The organism is Niastella vici, from assembly GCF_002077945.1.
Taxonomy (GTDB): domain Bacteria; phylum Bacteroidota; class Bacteroidia; order Chitinophagales; family Chitinophagaceae; genus Niastella; species Niastella vici.
In genome coordinates, this window is record NZ_LVYD01000043.1 from 320,502 (window position 1) to 337,822 (window position 17,321).

General features: G+C 43.8%; 12 protein-coding genes. 7 read left to right on the forward strand and 5 right to left on the reverse strand.

Annotated elements, in window-relative coordinates:
* The first annotated feature begins 3 nt into the window (after positions 1-3).
* Positions 4-1,035, forward strand: coding sequence for a hypothetical protein (locus tag A3860_RS14060; protein ID WP_081147335.1), 1,032 nt, complete (start codon positions 4-6; stop codon positions 1,033-1,035).
* Here the strand turns inward: A3860_RS14060 and A3860_RS14065 are convergent, their stop codons facing one another.
* Together A3860_RS14065 and A3860_RS14070 are read right to left on the reverse strand one after the other, a co-directional pair.
* The gene (locus tag A3860_RS14065; RefSeq protein ID WP_081147336.1) at positions 1,036-2,514 is read right to left on the reverse strand and encodes an FAD-binding oxidoreductase; all 1,479 of its coding nucleotides are present in this window, start codon (positions 2,512-2,514) and stop codon (positions 1,036-1,038) included.
* 28 nt (positions 2,515-2,542) lie between these two features.
* Positions 2,543-2,848 carry a YbaB/EbfC family nucleoid-associated protein gene (locus tag A3860_RS14070; protein WP_081147337.1) on the reverse strand — a complete coding sequence of 102 codons (306 nt, stop codon included), beginning with the start codon at positions 2,846-2,848 and terminating at the stop codon, positions 2,543-2,545.
* Between the two features lie 109 nt (positions 2,849-2,957).
* Here A3860_RS14070 and A3860_RS14075 point away from each other — a divergent pair, with 109 nt between their 5' ends.
* Positions 2,958-3,950, forward strand: a complete 993-nt coding sequence (locus A3860_RS14075; RefSeq protein WP_081147338.1) for a YncE family protein — start codon at positions 2,958-2,960, stop codon at positions 3,948-3,950.
* A gap of 120 nt (positions 3,951-4,070) precedes the next feature.
* Positions 4,071-6,422, forward strand: coding sequence for an ABC transporter permease (locus tag A3860_RS14080; RefSeq protein ID WP_081147339.1), 2,352 nt, complete (start codon positions 4,071-4,073; stop codon positions 6,420-6,422).
* An 11-nt stretch (positions 6,423-6,433) separates the two neighbouring features.
* Here A3860_RS14080 and A3860_RS14085 read toward each other — a convergent pair whose 3' ends face one another.
* On the reverse strand, positions 6,434-6,841 hold the full coding sequence (locus tag A3860_RS14085; RefSeq protein WP_081147340.1) for a 5-fold beta-flower protein: 408 nt from the start codon (positions 6,839-6,841) through the stop codon (positions 6,434-6,436).
* An 82-nt stretch (positions 6,842-6,923) separates the two neighbouring features.
* Positions 6,924-9,371, reverse strand: a complete 2,448-nt coding sequence (locus A3860_RS14090; protein WP_173820217.1) for a glycoside hydrolase family 9 protein — start codon at positions 9,369-9,371, stop codon at positions 6,924-6,926.
* A gap of 239 nt (positions 9,372-9,610) precedes the next feature.
* Here A3860_RS14090 and A3860_RS14095 point away from each other — a divergent pair, with 239 nt between their 5' ends.
* Both A3860_RS14095 and A3860_RS14100 read left to right on the forward strand, forming a co-directional pair.
* Positions 9,611-11,353, forward strand: coding sequence for an ABC transporter ATP-binding protein (locus A3860_RS14095; protein WP_081147341.1), 1,743 nt, complete (start codon positions 9,611-9,613; stop codon positions 11,351-11,353).
* Positions 11,337-13,076, forward strand: a complete 1,740-nt coding sequence (locus tag A3860_RS14100; RefSeq protein ID WP_081147342.1) for an ABC transporter ATP-binding protein — start codon at positions 11,337-11,339, stop codon at positions 13,074-13,076. The genes A3860_RS14095 and A3860_RS14100 overlap by 17 nt, the downstream gene beginning before the upstream one ends.
* A gap of 14 nt (positions 13,077-13,090) precedes the next feature.
* Here the strand turns inward: A3860_RS14100 and A3860_RS14105 are convergent, their stop codons facing one another.
* Positions 13,091-15,475, reverse strand: a complete 2,385-nt coding sequence (locus A3860_RS14105) for an ABC transporter permease (protein WP_081147343.1) — start codon at positions 15,473-15,475, stop codon at positions 13,091-13,093.
* A 324-nt stretch (positions 15,476-15,799) separates the two neighbouring features.
* On the opposite strand from A3860_RS14105, the gene A3860_RS14110 reads away from it, so the two are divergent.
* Together A3860_RS14110 and A3860_RS14115 are read left to right on the forward strand one after the other, a co-directional pair.
* Entirely contained in the window at positions 15,800-16,363 is a 564-nt protein-coding gene (locus tag A3860_RS14110) for a Crp/Fnr family transcriptional regulator (protein WP_081147344.1), read from the forward strand.
* 75 nt (positions 16,364-16,438) lie between these two features.
* On the forward strand, positions 16,439-17,080 hold the full coding sequence (locus A3860_RS14115) for an FMN-dependent NADH-azoreductase (protein ID WP_081147345.1): 642 nt from the start codon (positions 16,439-16,441) through the stop codon (positions 17,078-17,080).
* Positions 17,081-17,321 lie beyond the last annotated feature (241 nt).

Consider the following 17,321-nt stretch of genomic DNA (forward strand, 5'->3'; position numbering starts at 1 on the left):
CGTATGAACAGGTTCATCACCAAAACGATCAAATACCTGGTGGCAACTTTACTGTTGTCGGCTTTGATCATTTATGTTTTCATAGAAATAAAGCCGGCCTTTTTCCTGGGCGCACCGGTTGATTATTATTATTGCACCTACCAGTATGAGCAGATCAATAAGAAAACGGGTTTCAGCAATATAATCATCGGCGATTCCCGGGGAAATGCAAGTGTGAACCCAAAAGTGCTGGGTAACAAATGGATCAATTTATCGATTCCGGGAAGCGATCTGTTTGAAGGCTGTCTTACTTTAAAGAAGTACCTGTTGAATAATAAAGTGGATACGCTGGTTATGGTGTACGGATTATATTATTTAGCCGAAATATCACCTTATTTTAACCGGCGTACCGTTCCTTTTCAGTTTGTGAGTTATAATGAATTGAAAGACCTTGAACAGGTAGAGAAGAAATATAAATATAAGTTTCATGATGAGTCAGTAACAAGCCAGCGTGCACTTAGCCTGGCACAATATGACCGAAGATTAAAATACTGGCATTTCCCCTTCCATTACCGCGAAACTTTTATTGATGGACTGAACAGTTTATGTAATACATGGGCCGACGTAAACGTTGCAAAGCAAAAGGTCATTAAACAACTGACGGATTACCGGGGCTATATGAACTTTGGGGAAGCCGACTCAAATAACACGGATGGAATAAATGGTGATTTTGAGTTTTATCTGCCCTCCATAAGTAAACATTATTTTGACCAGTTAATGGATGTGGCTGCCAAAAATAAAATAGCTGTTTATTTAATGGTGGCGCCAATAAATCAGGCTTCGTTCATGTCTTATAACAAGAGTCCCTTTCAGACTACTGTAGATAAGTATATGAAAACGCTGCAAACCCAATACGCCAACCTGCATCTTGTACCAGGGCCGGTTTGTTTGCCTAATACTATGTTTGGTGATCCGTATCATGTGAACAAAAAAGGCACTGCCTTCTTTTCAGAAATTACCAGGAAGATGCTGGATAGTACCAGTATTAAACGATGATCATTTATAGGTTTCGTAAAATTTATTGCTGAACACCTCCGCAGAGTCGTACTTCTTTTTTAACAGGAAGAATTCCCTGGCCTGGGGATATGCCTTGTATAATTGTTCTTTTGTGGCGTGTAACCGGTAGGGCAAATAATAAGTTCCACCAAGCGCGATCGCTTCATTTACCAATTGCTGTGTTAATGCCTTCATTTCATTTTCTGCTTCCGGTGTTTTTGCCTGGTTGAATAACATCACAAAACCGAATACTTCTTCATTTGCATATCGCAAATAAGTGTCCTCGTCTTTTTGTACATTGCGCACCGTAATATTCAACAGATCGACCTTATGAGTGGGAATGATAGCTTTCAGCCTGTCGATAAATTGTACCACGGAATTTGTTGGAATAAAATATTCATGCAGAATATCTGTATAGGCCGTGTCTGTATTTTGATATACTTCCACGCCTTCATTTTGCAATTGATTGCGGGAAACAGTTTTTCCATTTATTTGAGCTGCGATCAGTTTCTCCGCTTTCCAGCGCAGGTTTTTTCCATAAGCGCTATTGGCCGACCCTCTGAAAACAGTACGCCGTATTGCGGTAAAGCCACTTTCGCCCAACGGCTTGAAGGCTGCTTTACTGTCGATGAGAAAGGTTCCAATGATCGCTTCTTCCATAAAATGGCTGGGGTTTATATTGATGCGGCCATACACCATGCCCAAATCGGTTTTCCCTGTTGCAAGCCGATTATACTCTCTGATATAGTCACAGCTTTTTATAACATACTGTTGGGTTTTATACATTTTGTTTTCAACCACATGCAGTTTTACATCCAGTATAACCCCGAATAATCCATACCCGCCCAGCACCAGGGAAAACAATTCCCGGTTTTCATTTCTGCTGCAGGTAACAATTTCCCCATTGGCCCTGATCAATCGAAAGGATGCTACCGTGGAGGCAATAGGAGGGGAGTTAGGCTGCCAGCCATGACAATTCACGCTGATAGAACCGCCTACCGAAAAAGAATTGTTCGATTGCATAACGGCAACCGATCTGTTGTATTTATCGAGGTAAGGAATGATTTCTGACCACAAGGCGCCGGAACCAACCAGCAAAGTATTTGAAATACTGTCATACTTCATGTAATGGAAAGACTTCATGTCCAGCACGATACCATTGGGGTAAATGGTATGACCACCCATAGAATGTTGCGCCCCGGCAATGGAGATCTTTTTTCCCTGCAGGCTGGCCTGCTTTATGAGTTGAGCGATCTGGGTAATAGCTTCATCAACATTTTCGGGAACTTTTACCAGGGTTCCAATGGCGGTTTCATTTAGATGGCTGGCATCATTGGAGTAACCTGCTTTTTGCACCCGGGTAGCTTGCTGATCTTTATAATATGTATACAACAGAAAGCTTACCGGGCGGGCAATTACAACCAATACAATAAGCAGCAGGAAAATCAGGATCCTGCGCAGGGTGCGTTTTTTATTCATGTTAAGGTTTTAGGCAGGGTTGTCTGAATCACATTCCCAGCCCGCCCAGCATGCCACCGGCAACACCTTTCATTTCCTCTTCATATTGTTTTTCGGCATTCTGCAATGCCCGGTTGAGTGCAGTGATCAGCAGGTCTTCCAGTTCTTCTTTTCGTTCAGGCGAAAGTAAGGAATCATTCACCGAGATGGTTTTTACTTCCCTGTTTCCGGTCACCGATACTTTAACGGCTCCATCGCCGGCTTCCCCATCAATAGTTATATTGGCGAGCTTTTGTTTGCCTTCCTGCATTTTCTGCTGTGCTTCCTGCAATTTGCTGAACAGATCACCTAACATGGCTTAATATTTTAATGACCCAAAGGTAAGATTATAATAACATTATCGTTCGGGGATTGGTAGACTTTTGTGGCTGGTATAGTTTTTTAAGAAATTATTCTGCCAGCTCATGAAAGCAAGATTGCAATATCTACTTTTCGCTTTTTTATTTGCATGGCCGGTCATCGCCATGCAGTCGTGCTTGCCATTTTTAAACGCCGGTGCCTCCTGTAATTCAACCGGGCAAAACGCGCATTATAGTGCCGCTACGCCTGCTGAATTTTCGGAGTTTAACCCCAGGCCACAGGCTATCCCATTACAGCGAAAAAGATTGCATGAAATTTCCGGCATTGCTGCCAGCCTGCAGTATAAGAACAGGTTGTATGTGCAGGAAGATAATGGCCACCCCAATTATTTGTATGTTACCAATAGCAGGGGCGATGATGTTGGCCGGTTGCTTATCAGCAAAAGTTTAAACCGCGACTGGGAAGATATAGCGGTTGGGCCTGGTCCGTTACCACAGCAACAGTATATATACATTGCCGATATAGGCGACAATCATGCCTGGCGTTGTAGAATTCAAATTTACCGGTTACCCGAACCGGAACTGGAAGGCCGGGTGGTTCCTGTTCATAAAATAGTAAAAGGGGTAGACGTCATTACACTGAAATATCCCGACAGGTCACACAATGCAGAAACCATTCTGCTCGATCCGTTTACGCGTGACCTGTATATTGCCACCAAGGAAGATGACAGTTGCCGCATCTTTGTTGCCCGTTATCCGCAGTCGACCCGCAACACCATAACCCTTGAACCGGTAATTAAATTGCCCTTCCATTTGGTGACAAGCGGCAACATTGCCAGCAATGGTCAGGAGATCTTATTGCGCAATGAACAGCTTTACTGGTACTGGAAACGCTCACCCGGTGAAACGGTTGCAGCAGCGTTGAGCAGGCCGCCGCAGGAAATAGTTCCGGGAATCAATGAGCCGCAGGGGGAAGCCATTTGCTTTACGGCTGATCGGCAAGGTTATTTCACCTGTTCGGAGGTACATGGTAAGCAGGAGCCGGTTATTTATTTTTATAAAAGAGGAATAATAACCATGCAGGCGAAAAATCCATAGGAGTACAGTCGGGGCTGTTTTTTGTTATACCTTTCTTAAATCTTCTTTCCGGAATAAAATTGTCAAAGTATTTCAGCAAATTCGGTATTCCCTTCAATAAGGTCATTAAATTACCAGCTTATGATGAAAAGCTACCTCACCATCGCCTGGCGGAACCTGCTCAGGCATAAAGCTTTTTCTCTTATCAATATCCTGGGATTATCGATCGGTATTGCCACCTGCACCATCATATTCCTGTATGTTCAAAATGAACTCACCTACGATCAGTATAATAAAAATGCCAGTCGTATAGTGCGGGTAAGCGCTAATTTGCTTTCGCCTGAAAATGATCTGCGGCTGGCCACCGCACCGGCCTTGTTGGCCCCGGCTTTAAAACGCAACCTGCCCGAAATAGCCGAAGCCGTGCGTATTCAGGGTTCAACCGTGACCGTTAAATGGCATAACCAATTATACCGGGAAAATGATTTTTGCCAAAGCGACCCCGGCATATTCTCCATTTTTGATTTTGCTTTTATAGAAGGTTCGCCGGTCAATGCGCTCAAAGCGCCGCATTCAATTGTACTGAGCCGGTCGTTAGCCCGAAAATATTTCGGCCATTCAGCTGCGTTGGGTAAAACCCTTATTTGTGATAACGAGCCACTGCTGGTTACCGGCGTTTTTGAGGACCGGCCCGCCAACTCAGACCTCAACATACCTGCTTTATTAAGCGCAGATTTTGATAAGAATACGAAATGGCTCGATGAAATGGGTTGCTTCAGTTTTGTTTTATTCAGGACCACACCCGATCTGAAACAGTTTTCAAAAAAGCTTGCGTCTATCAGCTCTACTTATGTTAAGCCTGAGCTCAATGCTGAGGGTGCAACTGCGTATACTATGGAGTTTATACCGGAGCTGCTCAAAGATGTACATTTCAGCAAAGACCGCGTAGGCGATACGGCCAAGGGCAACAAACAATACAGCCTGATCTTTTCCTTTCTGGCCGCTTTCATCTTATTGATTGCCCTGCTTAACTATATTAATCTCACCACTGCCCGCTCATTTGAAAGAGCGCGGGAAGTAGGTGTACGAAAAGTCATAGGCGCCAAACCGGTACAGGTGATAAAACAATTCCTTTTTGAATCTTTTTTATTGATAACTATTGCCTGGCTCTTCGGCAATGTATTTGTTGCGCTGGGGCTTCCATTCGTTAATGACCTGCTCGAAACCAGGCTGGCAGTTCAATGGGGGCATATCCTTCTTTTTACAACATCCGTTCTGCTTATCTCTTTTTTGCTGGCAGGCATTTATCCGGCCCTTGTAATGAGCGCCTATAAACCGGTTACAGTGCTTAAGGGCAGGTGGCAGCGGTCTTTCAAAGGTATCTGGTTGCGGCGGGTAGTAACTGTAACACAGTTTGCCATAGCCGCAGCATTGATCATGGGCACTACTGTTATCTATTACCAGATGCAGCATTTGCGCAATAAGAACCTTGGTTATAACCGCGATCAGTTAATGGCCATTTCACTTCCCATGGATACAACGCTTGCCAGATCACTGCGGGCGTTTCAGAACGAGCTGAGAGAACGGCCCGAGGTTATGGGGCTTACATCCGGCGCAAAATTGGGTATCGAAGGGTTAGGATCTTCCACTACCACCGCCGAGGTGCAGGGAAGAAAAAAAGAGTTTATGTGCAATTTCTTTGCGGTAGATCCTGATTATATTCCGGTGTTGCAGATGAAATTGGTGGAAGGTAGAAATTTCTCCGACAGCTTTTCAACAGACAGATCAACTGCCCTTATAGTTAACGAAGCCTTTGTACGCTATATGGGCTGGCAATCAGCGCTGGGCAAAGAGCTGGAAGGGTTTGGTAAGAAAGGCAGGGTGATTGGCGTAGTACATGACTATTTTTATAAGTCGCTTCATAATATTATAGAGCCGTTGGTACTGGTATATAATACCGACCCCTGGGTGAACACTACGACCATCCGCATAAGGCCAAAAGATCTGCCGGTGATTGAAGCATTGTATAAAAAACATTTTCCTGCACTGTTTTTTGATTATACATTTTTTGATGATATAATAAATAAATACTACCGGCAGGACCAAATCACTATGCGGCTGTTCAACCAGTTTACCATACTTGCTATCTTTATTTCCTGTTTGGGTTTGTATGGACTTGTTTCGCTGGTAACTGGTTACCGCATCAAAGAGATTGGAATAAGAAAAGTGTTCGGGGCTTCTGTAACCCAGTTATTTAATTTGCTTTCAAAGGATTTTTTGGTGCTGATCATTCTTGCCTTGACCATTTCCCTTCCGGTAATGACGGTGGCGATGCGGAACTGGCTTACTACTTACCCGTACCGCATCAATCTTGACTGGAAAATTTTTCTGATACCGGTTGCCGCAACAGTGTTCATTGCATTGGCAGTTATCTCCCGGGAGATCATCAGGGTATCTTTAATGAACCCGGTAAAAAGTTTGCGTGTGGATTAGCCGAATCAAATTTAGAATTCAAAGAAAAAGAATACAACAGCCACCCATTCTTTTTTAACCATACTGGCATGGCCAATGGTGTTTCCGGAACTGTTTCGTACAGTGCCATCGTCCTTTACATAGCCAATTGTTGAATAGCTGCTGTTCTGCACGGTTCCGTCCTTTTTTATATAACCCACTGTAGAATAGCTGGCGTTCCGTACCGTGCCGTCGTCTTTAACATACCCGATGGTTTTGTAAGTCTTATCCTGTATGCTGCCATCTTTTTTAATGTAACCAACAGTTGAATAGCTACTGTTTCGAATGGTGCCATCGCTGTCAATAGAGCCGGTTGTTGAATAGCTGCCGTTCCTGATCGTTTGGGCATGGGCGAGAACGGCTAACAGTAAGGGTGTTAGCAGGAGTATTAAATGTTTCATGGGTTTAAAAATAATACGGAGAATTCAGGATAGAAAGTGGGGATGAATATTTTAACAAAAATGTGACTGGCCTCGCAGCTGGTTAAAACTCAGCGATCAGCGATAGCCATCTTGCAGCCGGGGCGCCCCACACTTCCTTATAGGTGGCTGTATTGAACTGTGGCCAGTAAGGCGTATCCTCATTAAACCGCGATTGCATGCCAACAGGAATGCCGCCCACAGTTTCACCTGGCAGTGCTGTATACAGTTGCGGGTAATTACTTCCTTCGCCCCAGATTAATGACTGGCCAAAAGGATTTTTTCCCACGATCCAGAACAATTGCTGCTCCGCAATATGCAGAAGCGTTGCGTCTTTCAAAAATTTGCCACACAACGCAGCCGCTTTGCCGGTTGACAGTTGAACGGCCGCATTTCCTCTGAAGGAGAACCATACCGGAAAGATGCGCAGGTAATGTTCGTCATCCAGTTTGGTGCCATTTGCCAGCTGCGCTGCATAATCATTGGCGGCCCCGCTGAAAATGCCTACCTGTACCTTGTAGAAATTAACGGAATCCTTTATTTCATCAATATTATAGATGCCGCTGGGGACTAAACCATATGGTTCTACGTAGTGCATGATGTTTTTGAGGTATTCTCCATACAATTTGATGGCCGCCGACCATTTCCCGTAATCAGCATGACCGGGTTGTGTTTCGCAAAGCGCCGTCAGCGCCTGCATGTACACCTGATCGCGCGATTGATGCGTATAATGCACGATGGACTTCTTATTCAGATCACGGTAAAAGAAACCGCTGGTGTTATTTTTATCGCGTAATGGTTCTGTTCGCTGGCATTGCAGGGTATATTGAATGGCTTTGGCTGCTTCATTTGCATAATATTTGTCGCCCGTTAATTTATACAGCAAACTGGCGGCAAAAGAAATATTGGCCGAATACTGGCTGTTAGATGCCATGGCTGCATGATCGCCCCCGCCACCGATACTGCTGAGGTCATTAAATTGCAAGCTGTCGAAACGTTTTTTTGCAAAGGCAAAATCTTCCATGGCTACTTTACGGAGATGCGCTTTCAGCATGTTGTCATTTTCTATCATCATGGAAGCGTAGGCTTCAATGCCGGCAAAAACAAAATTTTCGAAAGCCCGGTTGTGAACATGTATCCTGCGCCGTTGGGTACTATCGTCGTTGGTACCAATAAAACCATCTGTCCATAAATTGGTGCCCCAGGTTTGGGCGCGGTATCCATCTCCAAACCTTGCTTTAAGAATACAATCAATACCCCATTCCGCTTCTTCCTGCAATCGCAGGAACAGGGGCGTGTTGTTTTTTTCTTTAGCTCTTTTTGCCATCTCCAGCAGTGAATACACTATTTCTCCCGATTGAAGCACCTGTTGCGACATATCTGCCGCATCGTGCCAGCCACCATTGAAAGGGAAAATTTTTCCGTCAACGATTGCGTGCAGATCACTATGGCAAACCCCGTGTTTACCGGGCACAGCATAGCCACAGCGTTCGCAAAAAATAAAGTTCAACACCCGCCAGGCCGAATTATCCCAAATGTTCCGGTTGATGTAAAAAGGTTTGCTGATAACCGATCCAACGCGAATAAAGTATTGCCCTTCTTTTTTAAGATCGCTGAAATTGATAGTTTCAAATGTTCCGATAGCTGTTTTCTTTGAACTGATGTTACCTTCATATGCAACAGCAAGGGTGGTGCTATTTACCAGTTGAAACTTTCCGGTATGATTGTTCACCCGCACTATGGCCGTTTTTTCACTTTCAACACCGTAGCCTGTGGTGGAATATATAATTCGGTTCTCTGCAGGCATCCAGCCACTGACCACTTCCGGATGTTCAATGGTTTGCAACGACACCGCGTCAATATCAAATTTCAGGGAATCGCCCATGGTGCGTTCTTTTCCAAAAACCTCTATGGCAAAAGATAACTTTGTTACTTTGTCACGGGCCAGTTCGCTCATTTCAACAAAACATTCATTCCACTGCCCGTTTATCAAATTGATCTCATGATAACCTTCACGGCCATATTTGTCGGGCACTTTTGTTTTACCATCATTTTCTACATATAAATTAAGATAAATACTGTGTGCGCCTTCGCAGTTCGGATAAATATAAAAGTGAATGCGATTGTATTTTTCCCAATTGGCGCCGCCCACATCATAGCTTGCCAGGGAGGTGCCGAACCCTAAACCCCAGCCGAGGAATTGCGGATAGGTAGTAGGGGCTACCAGCCGCATGCTGTGTGTGCCTGATTTGCTTCTGTCTGTCGTCAGTGACATGCCACCTATGCCGGTATGCGACCATTTGTTGAGGTCTTCCATATCGCAAAGCATAGCTGATGCCAACACTTTTTTGGTTAAACCGAACAATTCGAAAGACTTGCTGTAATCAAGAGGCAGTGGGCTATGCACATAGCCTGTATTACGAATGTCTTCTTTTAGTTTTTCATCAATTTGTGCAGGTAATAAACCGGCTGTTCCAATCAGTAGTAATACCGAAGCGAATAGTTTTTTCATAATTATTGAGGGCATACAGTTGAAGATCATTCAAGATAACAAACATTCCCGTTTGCGCCAACTGAAATACCATGCAGCCATATTAAAAAGAACAGCAATGGGTTTTGGGCACACTGGTGGAAATAAAACGGAAATATTGAATTAATTTTGGCAATCCCTAAAATTTCAGGCCACCCTGGTTCGTCATACTACCAGGAACATTCATTTACAGAAACGGAATAAAATCTCCGGTAATAAGCATGAAAACAAAAGGCAACGCACCCTCCAAAAAGCCAAAGATCTATGCGATGGTTTTCGGGTATAAAAAATTGATTGGGCTTTTATGTTTTTTTACTGTCAGCGCCAGCCTGTTGGGGCTGCTGATCCCAAAGATCGTTGCAAGGGCGATTGACTCTTATGGGCAGGGACATACGATCAAAGACCAGCTATTGTGGGAATTTGCCATCATTACCGTCCTCGTATTTGTTTTCACTTACCTGCAGTCGGTAGTGCAATCCTATGCTTCGGAAATAGTGGCCAGGGACCTGCGGCAACAGTTTGCAGAAAAGATAGCGCAGCAGAATTATTCGTTTGTGATGGAAGCGTCGCCGGCCCGTTTGCTCACCAACCTTACTTCGGATGTGGATGCTGTGAAGTTGTTTGTTGGAATGGCTGTTGGTGCCATCATTTCTTCTTACTGTTTGCTCATTGGCGCCAGTATATTGTTGCTGATCACCAACTGGAAGCTGGCCTTGCTGGTACTGTCGCTGGTATCGGTTATTTGGGTGGCCCGTACGGTGATCCTGAAAAAGATCAGGAAATTTTTTAAGGAAGTACAGGGCATTATCGATTGGTTAAACAAAGTGATCAATGAAAGCATTCTGGGTGCGGCGCTTATCCGCGTGCTGAATACGCAGCAACAGGAGTACAATAAATTTATTGATGCCAATACAAAAGCCCGTAGCATTAGGTTAACGATAGTAGGATATTTATCGATCCTGATACCTGTAATAACTTTTGTCGCCAGTCTTAGTTCCATGCTCATTCTTTTATTGGGCGGGCATTTTGTGATCACCGGCAGCATGTCGCTGGGCGATTTTTCTGCGTTCTACAGTTATTTGTCCATGATGATATTTCCCATTATCGTAATTGGGCTTATGAGCAATATCATTGCACAGTCATCGGCTTCGTATGAACGCTTTGCTGCACTCTTGTTGGCCGAGGGACCCAAAAATGCCGGGACCCTTGCCGTTGAATTAAATGGGGCCGTGCAATTGTCGAATATTACGCTGCGGTTTGGCGAAAAGAAAGTGCTGAACGATATTTCGCTACTGATACAACCTGGCACCAGAACTGCCGTCATTGGTCCTACGGCTGCGGGGAAAACCCAATTGTTGTATGTGTTAAGTGGTTTGGCACAACCGCAGGAGGGTAAGGTGTTGTATAATGATATAGCACTGGGCGACATCGATAAAAAATTGTTTCACCGGCAAATGGGTTTTGTGTTTCAGGACAGTGTGATCTTCAATATGACCGTTCGGGAAAATATCGCTTTTGCTGAAAATATTAGTCCGGAAGACATGCATAAAGCCATTCAGGCAGCAGAACTCACCGATTTTATTGGATCTCTTCCCGATAAACTGGAAACGGTTATTGCTGAACGCGGATTGAATTTATCGGGCGGACAAAAACAACGCATTATGCTGGCCCGCGCTCTGGCGCTGAACCCAAAAGTATTATTGCTCGATGATTTTACGGCGCGGGTGGATACCCAGACCGAAAAAAGGATCCTGCAAAATGTGAGCACCATGTATCCGGGCATTACACTGATCTCGGTGACGCAGAAGATCGCTTCCGTTACCGATTACGACCAGTGCGTATTGCTGATGGAAGGAGAAATTATTGCTACCGGCACGCATGCACAATTATTGAAAAGCTCGCCTGAATATAATCAACTGTTCGAATCACAAAAGAGTACCAGTCAGTATGAAATACCAGCTTAATACGCCGACAACGAAGCCGTTTACGGCCCTGAGAAAGTTAATGCCTGTTTTACAGGGAGAGCGTAAGCTGCTTTCTGTTGCTTTTCTGGCATTGATCGGCAATACCCTTACTTCCCTGATTGCGCCGTTGATCATTGCCCATACTATTAATACCGCCATTTTGCAAAAGGATTATCCTGGTGTTGTAAGTGCATCGCTGTGGGTCTTTGCTTTGTACCTGCTGGGTTTTATTGCCAGCTATTTTCAAACCAGGTGGATGGGGGCTGTAGGCCAGCATATTTTGTTTTCGCTGCGCAACCAGTTGTTCTCAAAATTGCAGTCGCTGCCGGTTGCTTTCTTCAGTCAGAACAAGGCGGGCGATCTTATCTCGCGCATCAATAATGATACGGATAAACTGAACCAGTTTTTTTCACAGGGCTTGCTGCAATTCGTGGGTAACCTTTTTATGATGATCGGGGCAGCTGTTTTTATTCTCGCAGTGCATATAAAACTGGGATTGGCGGCATTGGCGCCGGCAGTGGTCGTGTTGCTTTTTACAAAATTCATTTCGCCCTGGATCAAAAAAAGAAATGCGGCCAGTTTGCAGTCTGTAGGCGGCATGAGTGCCGAAATACAGGAAAGCCTCGATAATTTTAAAGTAGTGGTAGCCTTCAACCGGCGCGATTATTTTAATAAACGGTTTGCGGCCATCAATACGCAGAATTATCGCCGGGCGGTGGCGGCAGGTGTTGCGAATAACATCTTTATACCATTGTATGGACTGGCGGGCAATATAGCCCAGATCATTGTGCTTTTTTTCGGCATCTTTTTATTGGCGCATGGGCAGTTTACCATCGGATTTATGATCAGTTATTTCGTGTATCTGTCCCGTTTTTATGATCCCATGCGGCAGATCGCCGGTATATGGCCCATCTTTCAGGTAGCCATGGCCGGTTGGGATCGCATTTCTGCCGTGCTGGCCATGGAATCGGATATGCCGGTACTTACCCTGGAATCGGCCAATGGAAAGGGATTACTGGAGTTCCGGGAGGTTTCGTTCAGTTATGGTGATAAGGAAGTGCTTCAAAAAGTGAATTTTACCCTGGAGCGGGGAAAAACCTATGCTTTTGTTGGACCTACCGGTGGCGGAAAAACTACCACCGCTTCGTTGATGGCGCGTTTGTACGACCCGGTGAGCGGTGAGGTGCTGCTGGATGGAAAAGACATCCGCACTTATAAAACAGAAGAAAGAAGCCAAAAGATCGGTTTTATTTTGCAGGAACCGTTTTTGTTTACCGGCACGCTGTACGATAATATTCTGTATGGAAATGAAATGTACCAGAAATACAGTCCCGAACAGTTGAATGAGATCTTGCAGCAAAAGGGACTGTTACACATCCTGGAACGGTTCGATAAAAGATTGGAAACACCTGTATCGAGCAAGGGAGAATCCATGAGCCTGGGACAGCGGCAATTGATCGCTTTTGTACGGGCATTGCTGCGCGAACCGGAATTGCTGATCCTCGATGAAGCCACTGCCAATATAGACACCGTAACCGAACAATTGCTGGGAGAGATCCTGAATAAGCTGCCAGCTGAAACCACCCAGATAGTAATTGCCCACCGGTTGAATACCATCGAAAAAGCCGATGAAATATTCTTTGTGAATGCCGGGCAAATTATTCAGGCCGGCTCATTTGATCATGCCATTCATTTATTGATGGAAGGAAAGCGGGTGAGCTAGTGTTTTTTTCCGCATCATTCCGTTCTCAAACTCTTTACAGGATTTGCCAGGGCAGCTTTTATTGCCTGGTAGCTTACTGTAATAAGCGTAATGAACAGCGCAATGATGGAAGCAAAAAGAAAAACGTTCCAGCTTATTGCTATTCGATAATCATAATTTATAAGCCAGCCTTTTAGATAGAAATAAGCTATAGGGGCCGCTATTACGCATGAAAGAAGCACCAGTGCCACAAATTCTGTTGACAACAATCGCCAGAGATTGGGAACGCTTGCACCCAATACTTTTCTTATCCCTATTTCTTTGGTCCTTTGTTCTGCAACAAAGCTTGCCATGCCAAATAATCCGAGGCAGGAAATAAAAATGGCAAGTATGGAGAAGTAGGAAGCCAGCTTACCAATGCGTTGTTCCGTTTTAAACTTGTCGCCAAAACTTTCATCAACAAATTGGTAATCGAAAGGAACATCTGGCGTATACTTTTTTAATTCCTGTTCAATGATCCTGACAGAAGAAGAAATGTCTTTGTTGGGGTTCAATCGTACGATAGTATTAAACAGGTTATCGTATTTGTCAATATGGTACAAGGTTGGCCGCACAGGATAAAAAGGCGATTCCTGCATGATGTCTTTAATTATTGCAATAATAGTAAATGGCTTATTATCCCATTTTAATATTTTGCCAACAGGGTCTTTGAGCCCAAGAAATTTAGCGGCCGATTCATTAATGATGAAGGCGGCTGAATCTGTTGCATAGTCCCTTGAAAAATCACGCCCCTCTTTTATATCCCAATGAATGGTTTTTCCAAAATCATAGGTAACGCCATTGTTGGGAAAGTCAACTGCAAGGGCAGGGTCTTTTCCTTCCCAATCAAAACCGCCATTGGTATTCCATACCCCCGTCAACGGACTGTTTGAGGCAGTCATTTCCTCTATAGCCCCGGCATTTTTCAGTTCGTTTCTTATTGTTTCAAAATGTTGTTTCACCTCACTTTCAAAACCAAAATTTATAAGTCCGTTTTTTGAATAACCTATAGGTCTGTTTTTGGCATATTGAATTTGTTGATATACGATGATGGTCCCGATGATCAGCATAACAGATACGGTGAATTGCAGCACTACCAGTACTCTTCTTGGCACAACAGCCCCTTTGCCTGCTTTGAAGGTGCCTTTCAGCACTTTAAGTGGGTTGAACGAAGAAAGATATAAGGCCGGATAGCTGCCCGCCAGCAAACCTGTGATAAAAATAAACGCCAGGTTCAATAACCAGAAGCCGGAATTGCTCCACGGTATTACGATCTGTTTTCCCGCAACATTATTAAACAGGGGTAATAATACAGCAAGTAATACAATCGATAAAATGAATGCGGCCATTACCACAATATACGATTCCATGAAAAACTGTTTCGTTATCTGCCAGCGCATAGAGCCAATGGCTTTGCGAATGCCCACTTCTTTAGCCCGTTTCTCACTCCTGGCTGTACTCAGGTTCATGAAGTTGATGCAGGCAAGTAGCAGAACAAAAATGCCTATGATGCCAAACAACCATACATATTTTATGTTGCCTCCTATGTTTACCCCATTTTTAAAGTCGTTATATAAATGCCATTTGCTCATTGGGTGAAGGAATACTTCCCAATTGTATCTTTTTTCACCTTCGTTTACATATTTCAGCTTTACATTTTTTATTTTGGCTGATACTTTTTGCATATCAGCGTTGTCGGCGATCTGAACAAATGTTTGCGAGAAGTTGCTGCCCCAGGGATCATCCATTTGTTTTACCCATGGGTTTTGCGTTAGCCATAATTGCCATGGCATCATTATTTTTAACTCATTGAAACTTGCATTGTTGGGAAGATCTTCATAAACGCCGGTAACTTTTACGCTATAATTTCTATCGAACTTCAAAACCTTTCCCATTGGGTCGGTATTGCCAAAAATGGCTTTGGCTGTTGATGCAGAAAGTATGATGGAATAAGGGTCATTCAAAGCGTCTTTTGTGCCTTTTATCATTTGTAAAGAAAGCATGTCGGGGCCTCCCGGCTCAATATATAAACCGGTTTTATTGAACGGTTTATTATTGTAAGTAACCAGGTGACCGCCCACCCATGATGCCTGCAAAACATGTTTAAAATCACTGCCGTATCCTTCTTTGATGGCAGGTCCCATCAACGCCGGGTTCGCTGTTTGTGTTACCAGCTTTCCGTTGAAAGAGGCACGTTGCATTACCTGCGCTATACGGTCATAATGCTGATGGTATTTATTGAACGACAATTCATCATAAACCCACAGTCCAATAAGCATTGCCACAGCCATACCCACAGCAAGACCGCCAATATTGATAGCGCTGTAGCCTTTGGTTTTGAGGAGATTGCGCCAGGCGGTCTTAAAATAGTTTTTAAACATGAAAAAAGATTTAGATGCTATATTCAGGTTTTATGCTACCTCATTCAAATTTATCAGCCCGTGTTTGACTAAAAACCTGCTCAACTGATGTGCCAGTTCTGAAAGGCTTTACGGGCGCGGGTTTACAAAAAGATCTGGAACCCAGGTGTACGAAATCGGACAGTATACTGTACGGGTACGTAAATTGACGTCCTGCTCCGGTAATATTTTATTATTTTAGTGGGTAATATGCAATGCAACTTTTTCAGGCTTTGTGATCGAACGCCCGCTTCCCCACACATTTTTGTACCCCAAACAATTACTTACTGGTAATTTGTGGAGCTATTGATCAACAACATACAGCGGTATATCTCGCTTTCAGAAGAGGAGAAAAACTATCTCAATTCAATATGTAGCATTAAACACCTGCATCGCGGCGACCATTTACTACAGGAAGGTGCTGTTTGCCGGTACGATGCTTTTGTGTTGGAAGGAAGTTTGAAAGGTTATATTATAGATCCTGTAAGCGGCAGGGAAGAGATCTTGTTCCTTGCCATTGCCGACTGGTGGGCATGTGATCTGGAAAGTTTTCATTCTCAAACGGCAAGCAGTATGAATATCACCGCTATAACGCCTGCCACAGTAGCCCTGATCAGCCATTCTGCCTTCAATGAATTGCTTGAAAGGATCCCTAAATTGGAAAAGTATTTCAGAATAATATTGCAGAATCATGCGGCTGCATTGCAAACACGTATTTATTTAAGAAATGCGCAGGATGCAAAAAGCCGCTACAAAACATTTTTACAAAAATACCCGGCCCTGAATGCTGCGATCCCTCAATATCTTATTGCCTCTTACCTGGGCATTTCTGCTGAAATGCTAAGTAAGATCAGGGCGCAGAAAGATTGATAATTATTTCTTGAACCAGTTCAATTTATTTCATTACTGACTCCGGGAAATTTGCCGGCAAATGAGACGTCAATAATGAAAATCTTAAATGTACAGGCCAGCGCCGGTATGGACCGGTCGCTTACCCGGAAACTTTCCACGCATTTTCTTGAGTGTATTAAAAAGTGCATCAGCCATGTTGTAATCAAAGAATTAGATCTTGTTAAAGACCCGCCTCCTTTAATGACACCCGAATGGATTGCCGGTGCATTTTCCCAAACCGCGATCAGTGAAGAACTACAATTGGCATTAGCCAGATCTGATGAATACATCAAACAAATTGAAGCCGCCGATCTCATTGTTATTGGAACACCCATGTACAATTATGGTATGCCTGCAGCCTTAAAAGCCTGGTTCGATCAGGTGGCAAGAATAAACAAAACATTTTCTTTTGATCTTTCACGTGGCGACTTTCCAATTGAACCCATCTTATCCAATAAGAAAATGGTCCTTTTTACTTCAAGCGGCGAATTCGGTTTCGAAACGGGTGGGGTACGAGAAGAGTATGCTCATCTGGTTCCTCATATTAAAAGCTGTGCACATTACCTGGGGGTTAATGCCCAAAAAGATCTCTATCATCTTGGCATCGAATACCAGGAATTTAAGGATAAAAGACACGAACAATCCAAAAGCGAAGCTTTTGCTGGTATCGATAGAATTGTTCGGTTGATTTGTTAAAGTGATAATTGGTTAGCGTTTGGAACCAAACCTGGTGACCGGCATTTTTTATTTCGACAGCCAACTTTTCAGCAGGAATACTGTCGACAAGGCGGTGGCTGATAAAGACATTTGGCATTCTCTAAAGATGCATTTTTCCGGGTGAAATAAAAACCGTGTAAACACCCCTTTTTTGTCTCCACATTTACTCCGGTCATCTACTCTTCACAATTTCCCGGGCATCAACTGCTGAGCTTTGTGC

Coding starts and splice junctions, on each gene's coding strand:
- A3860_RS14070 (WP_081147337.1), bottom strand. CDS start 2,848: ATGTTAGGTGATCTGTTCAGCAAATTGCAGGAAGCACAGCAGAAAATG.
- A3860_RS14100 (WP_081147342.1), top strand. CDS start 11,337: ATGAAATACCAGCTTAATACGCCGACAACGAAGCCGTTTACGGCCCTG.
- A3860_RS14090 (WP_173820217.1), bottom strand. CDS start 9,371: ATGAAAAAACTATTCGCTTCGGTATTACTACTGATTGGAACAGCCGGT.
- A3860_RS14075 (WP_081147338.1), top strand. CDS start 2,958: ATGAAAGCAAGATTGCAATATCTACTTTTCGCTTTTTTATTTGCATGG.
- A3860_RS14105 (WP_081147343.1), bottom strand. CDS start 15,475: ATGTTTAAAAACTATTTTAAGACCGCCTGGCGCAATCTCCTCAAAACC.
- A3860_RS14115 (WP_081147345.1), top strand. CDS start 16,439: ATGAAAATCTTAAATGTACAGGCCAGCGCCGGTATGGACCGGTCGCTT.
- A3860_RS14095 (WP_081147341.1), top strand. CDS start 9,611: ATGAAAACAAAAGGCAACGCACCCTCCAAAAAGCCAAAGATCTATGCG.
- A3860_RS14060 (WP_081147335.1), top strand. CDS start 4: ATGAACAGGTTCATCACCAAAACGATCAAATACCTGGTGGCAACTTTA.
- A3860_RS14080 (WP_081147339.1), top strand. CDS start 4,071: ATGATGAAAAGCTACCTCACCATCGCCTGGCGGAACCTGCTCAGGCAT.
- A3860_RS14065 (WP_081147336.1), bottom strand. CDS start 2,514: ATGAATAAAAAACGCACCCTGCGCAGGATCCTGATTTTCCTGCTGCTT.
- A3860_RS14085 (WP_081147340.1), bottom strand. CDS start 6,841: ATGAAACATTTAATACTCCTGCTAACACCCTTACTGTTAGCCGTTCTC.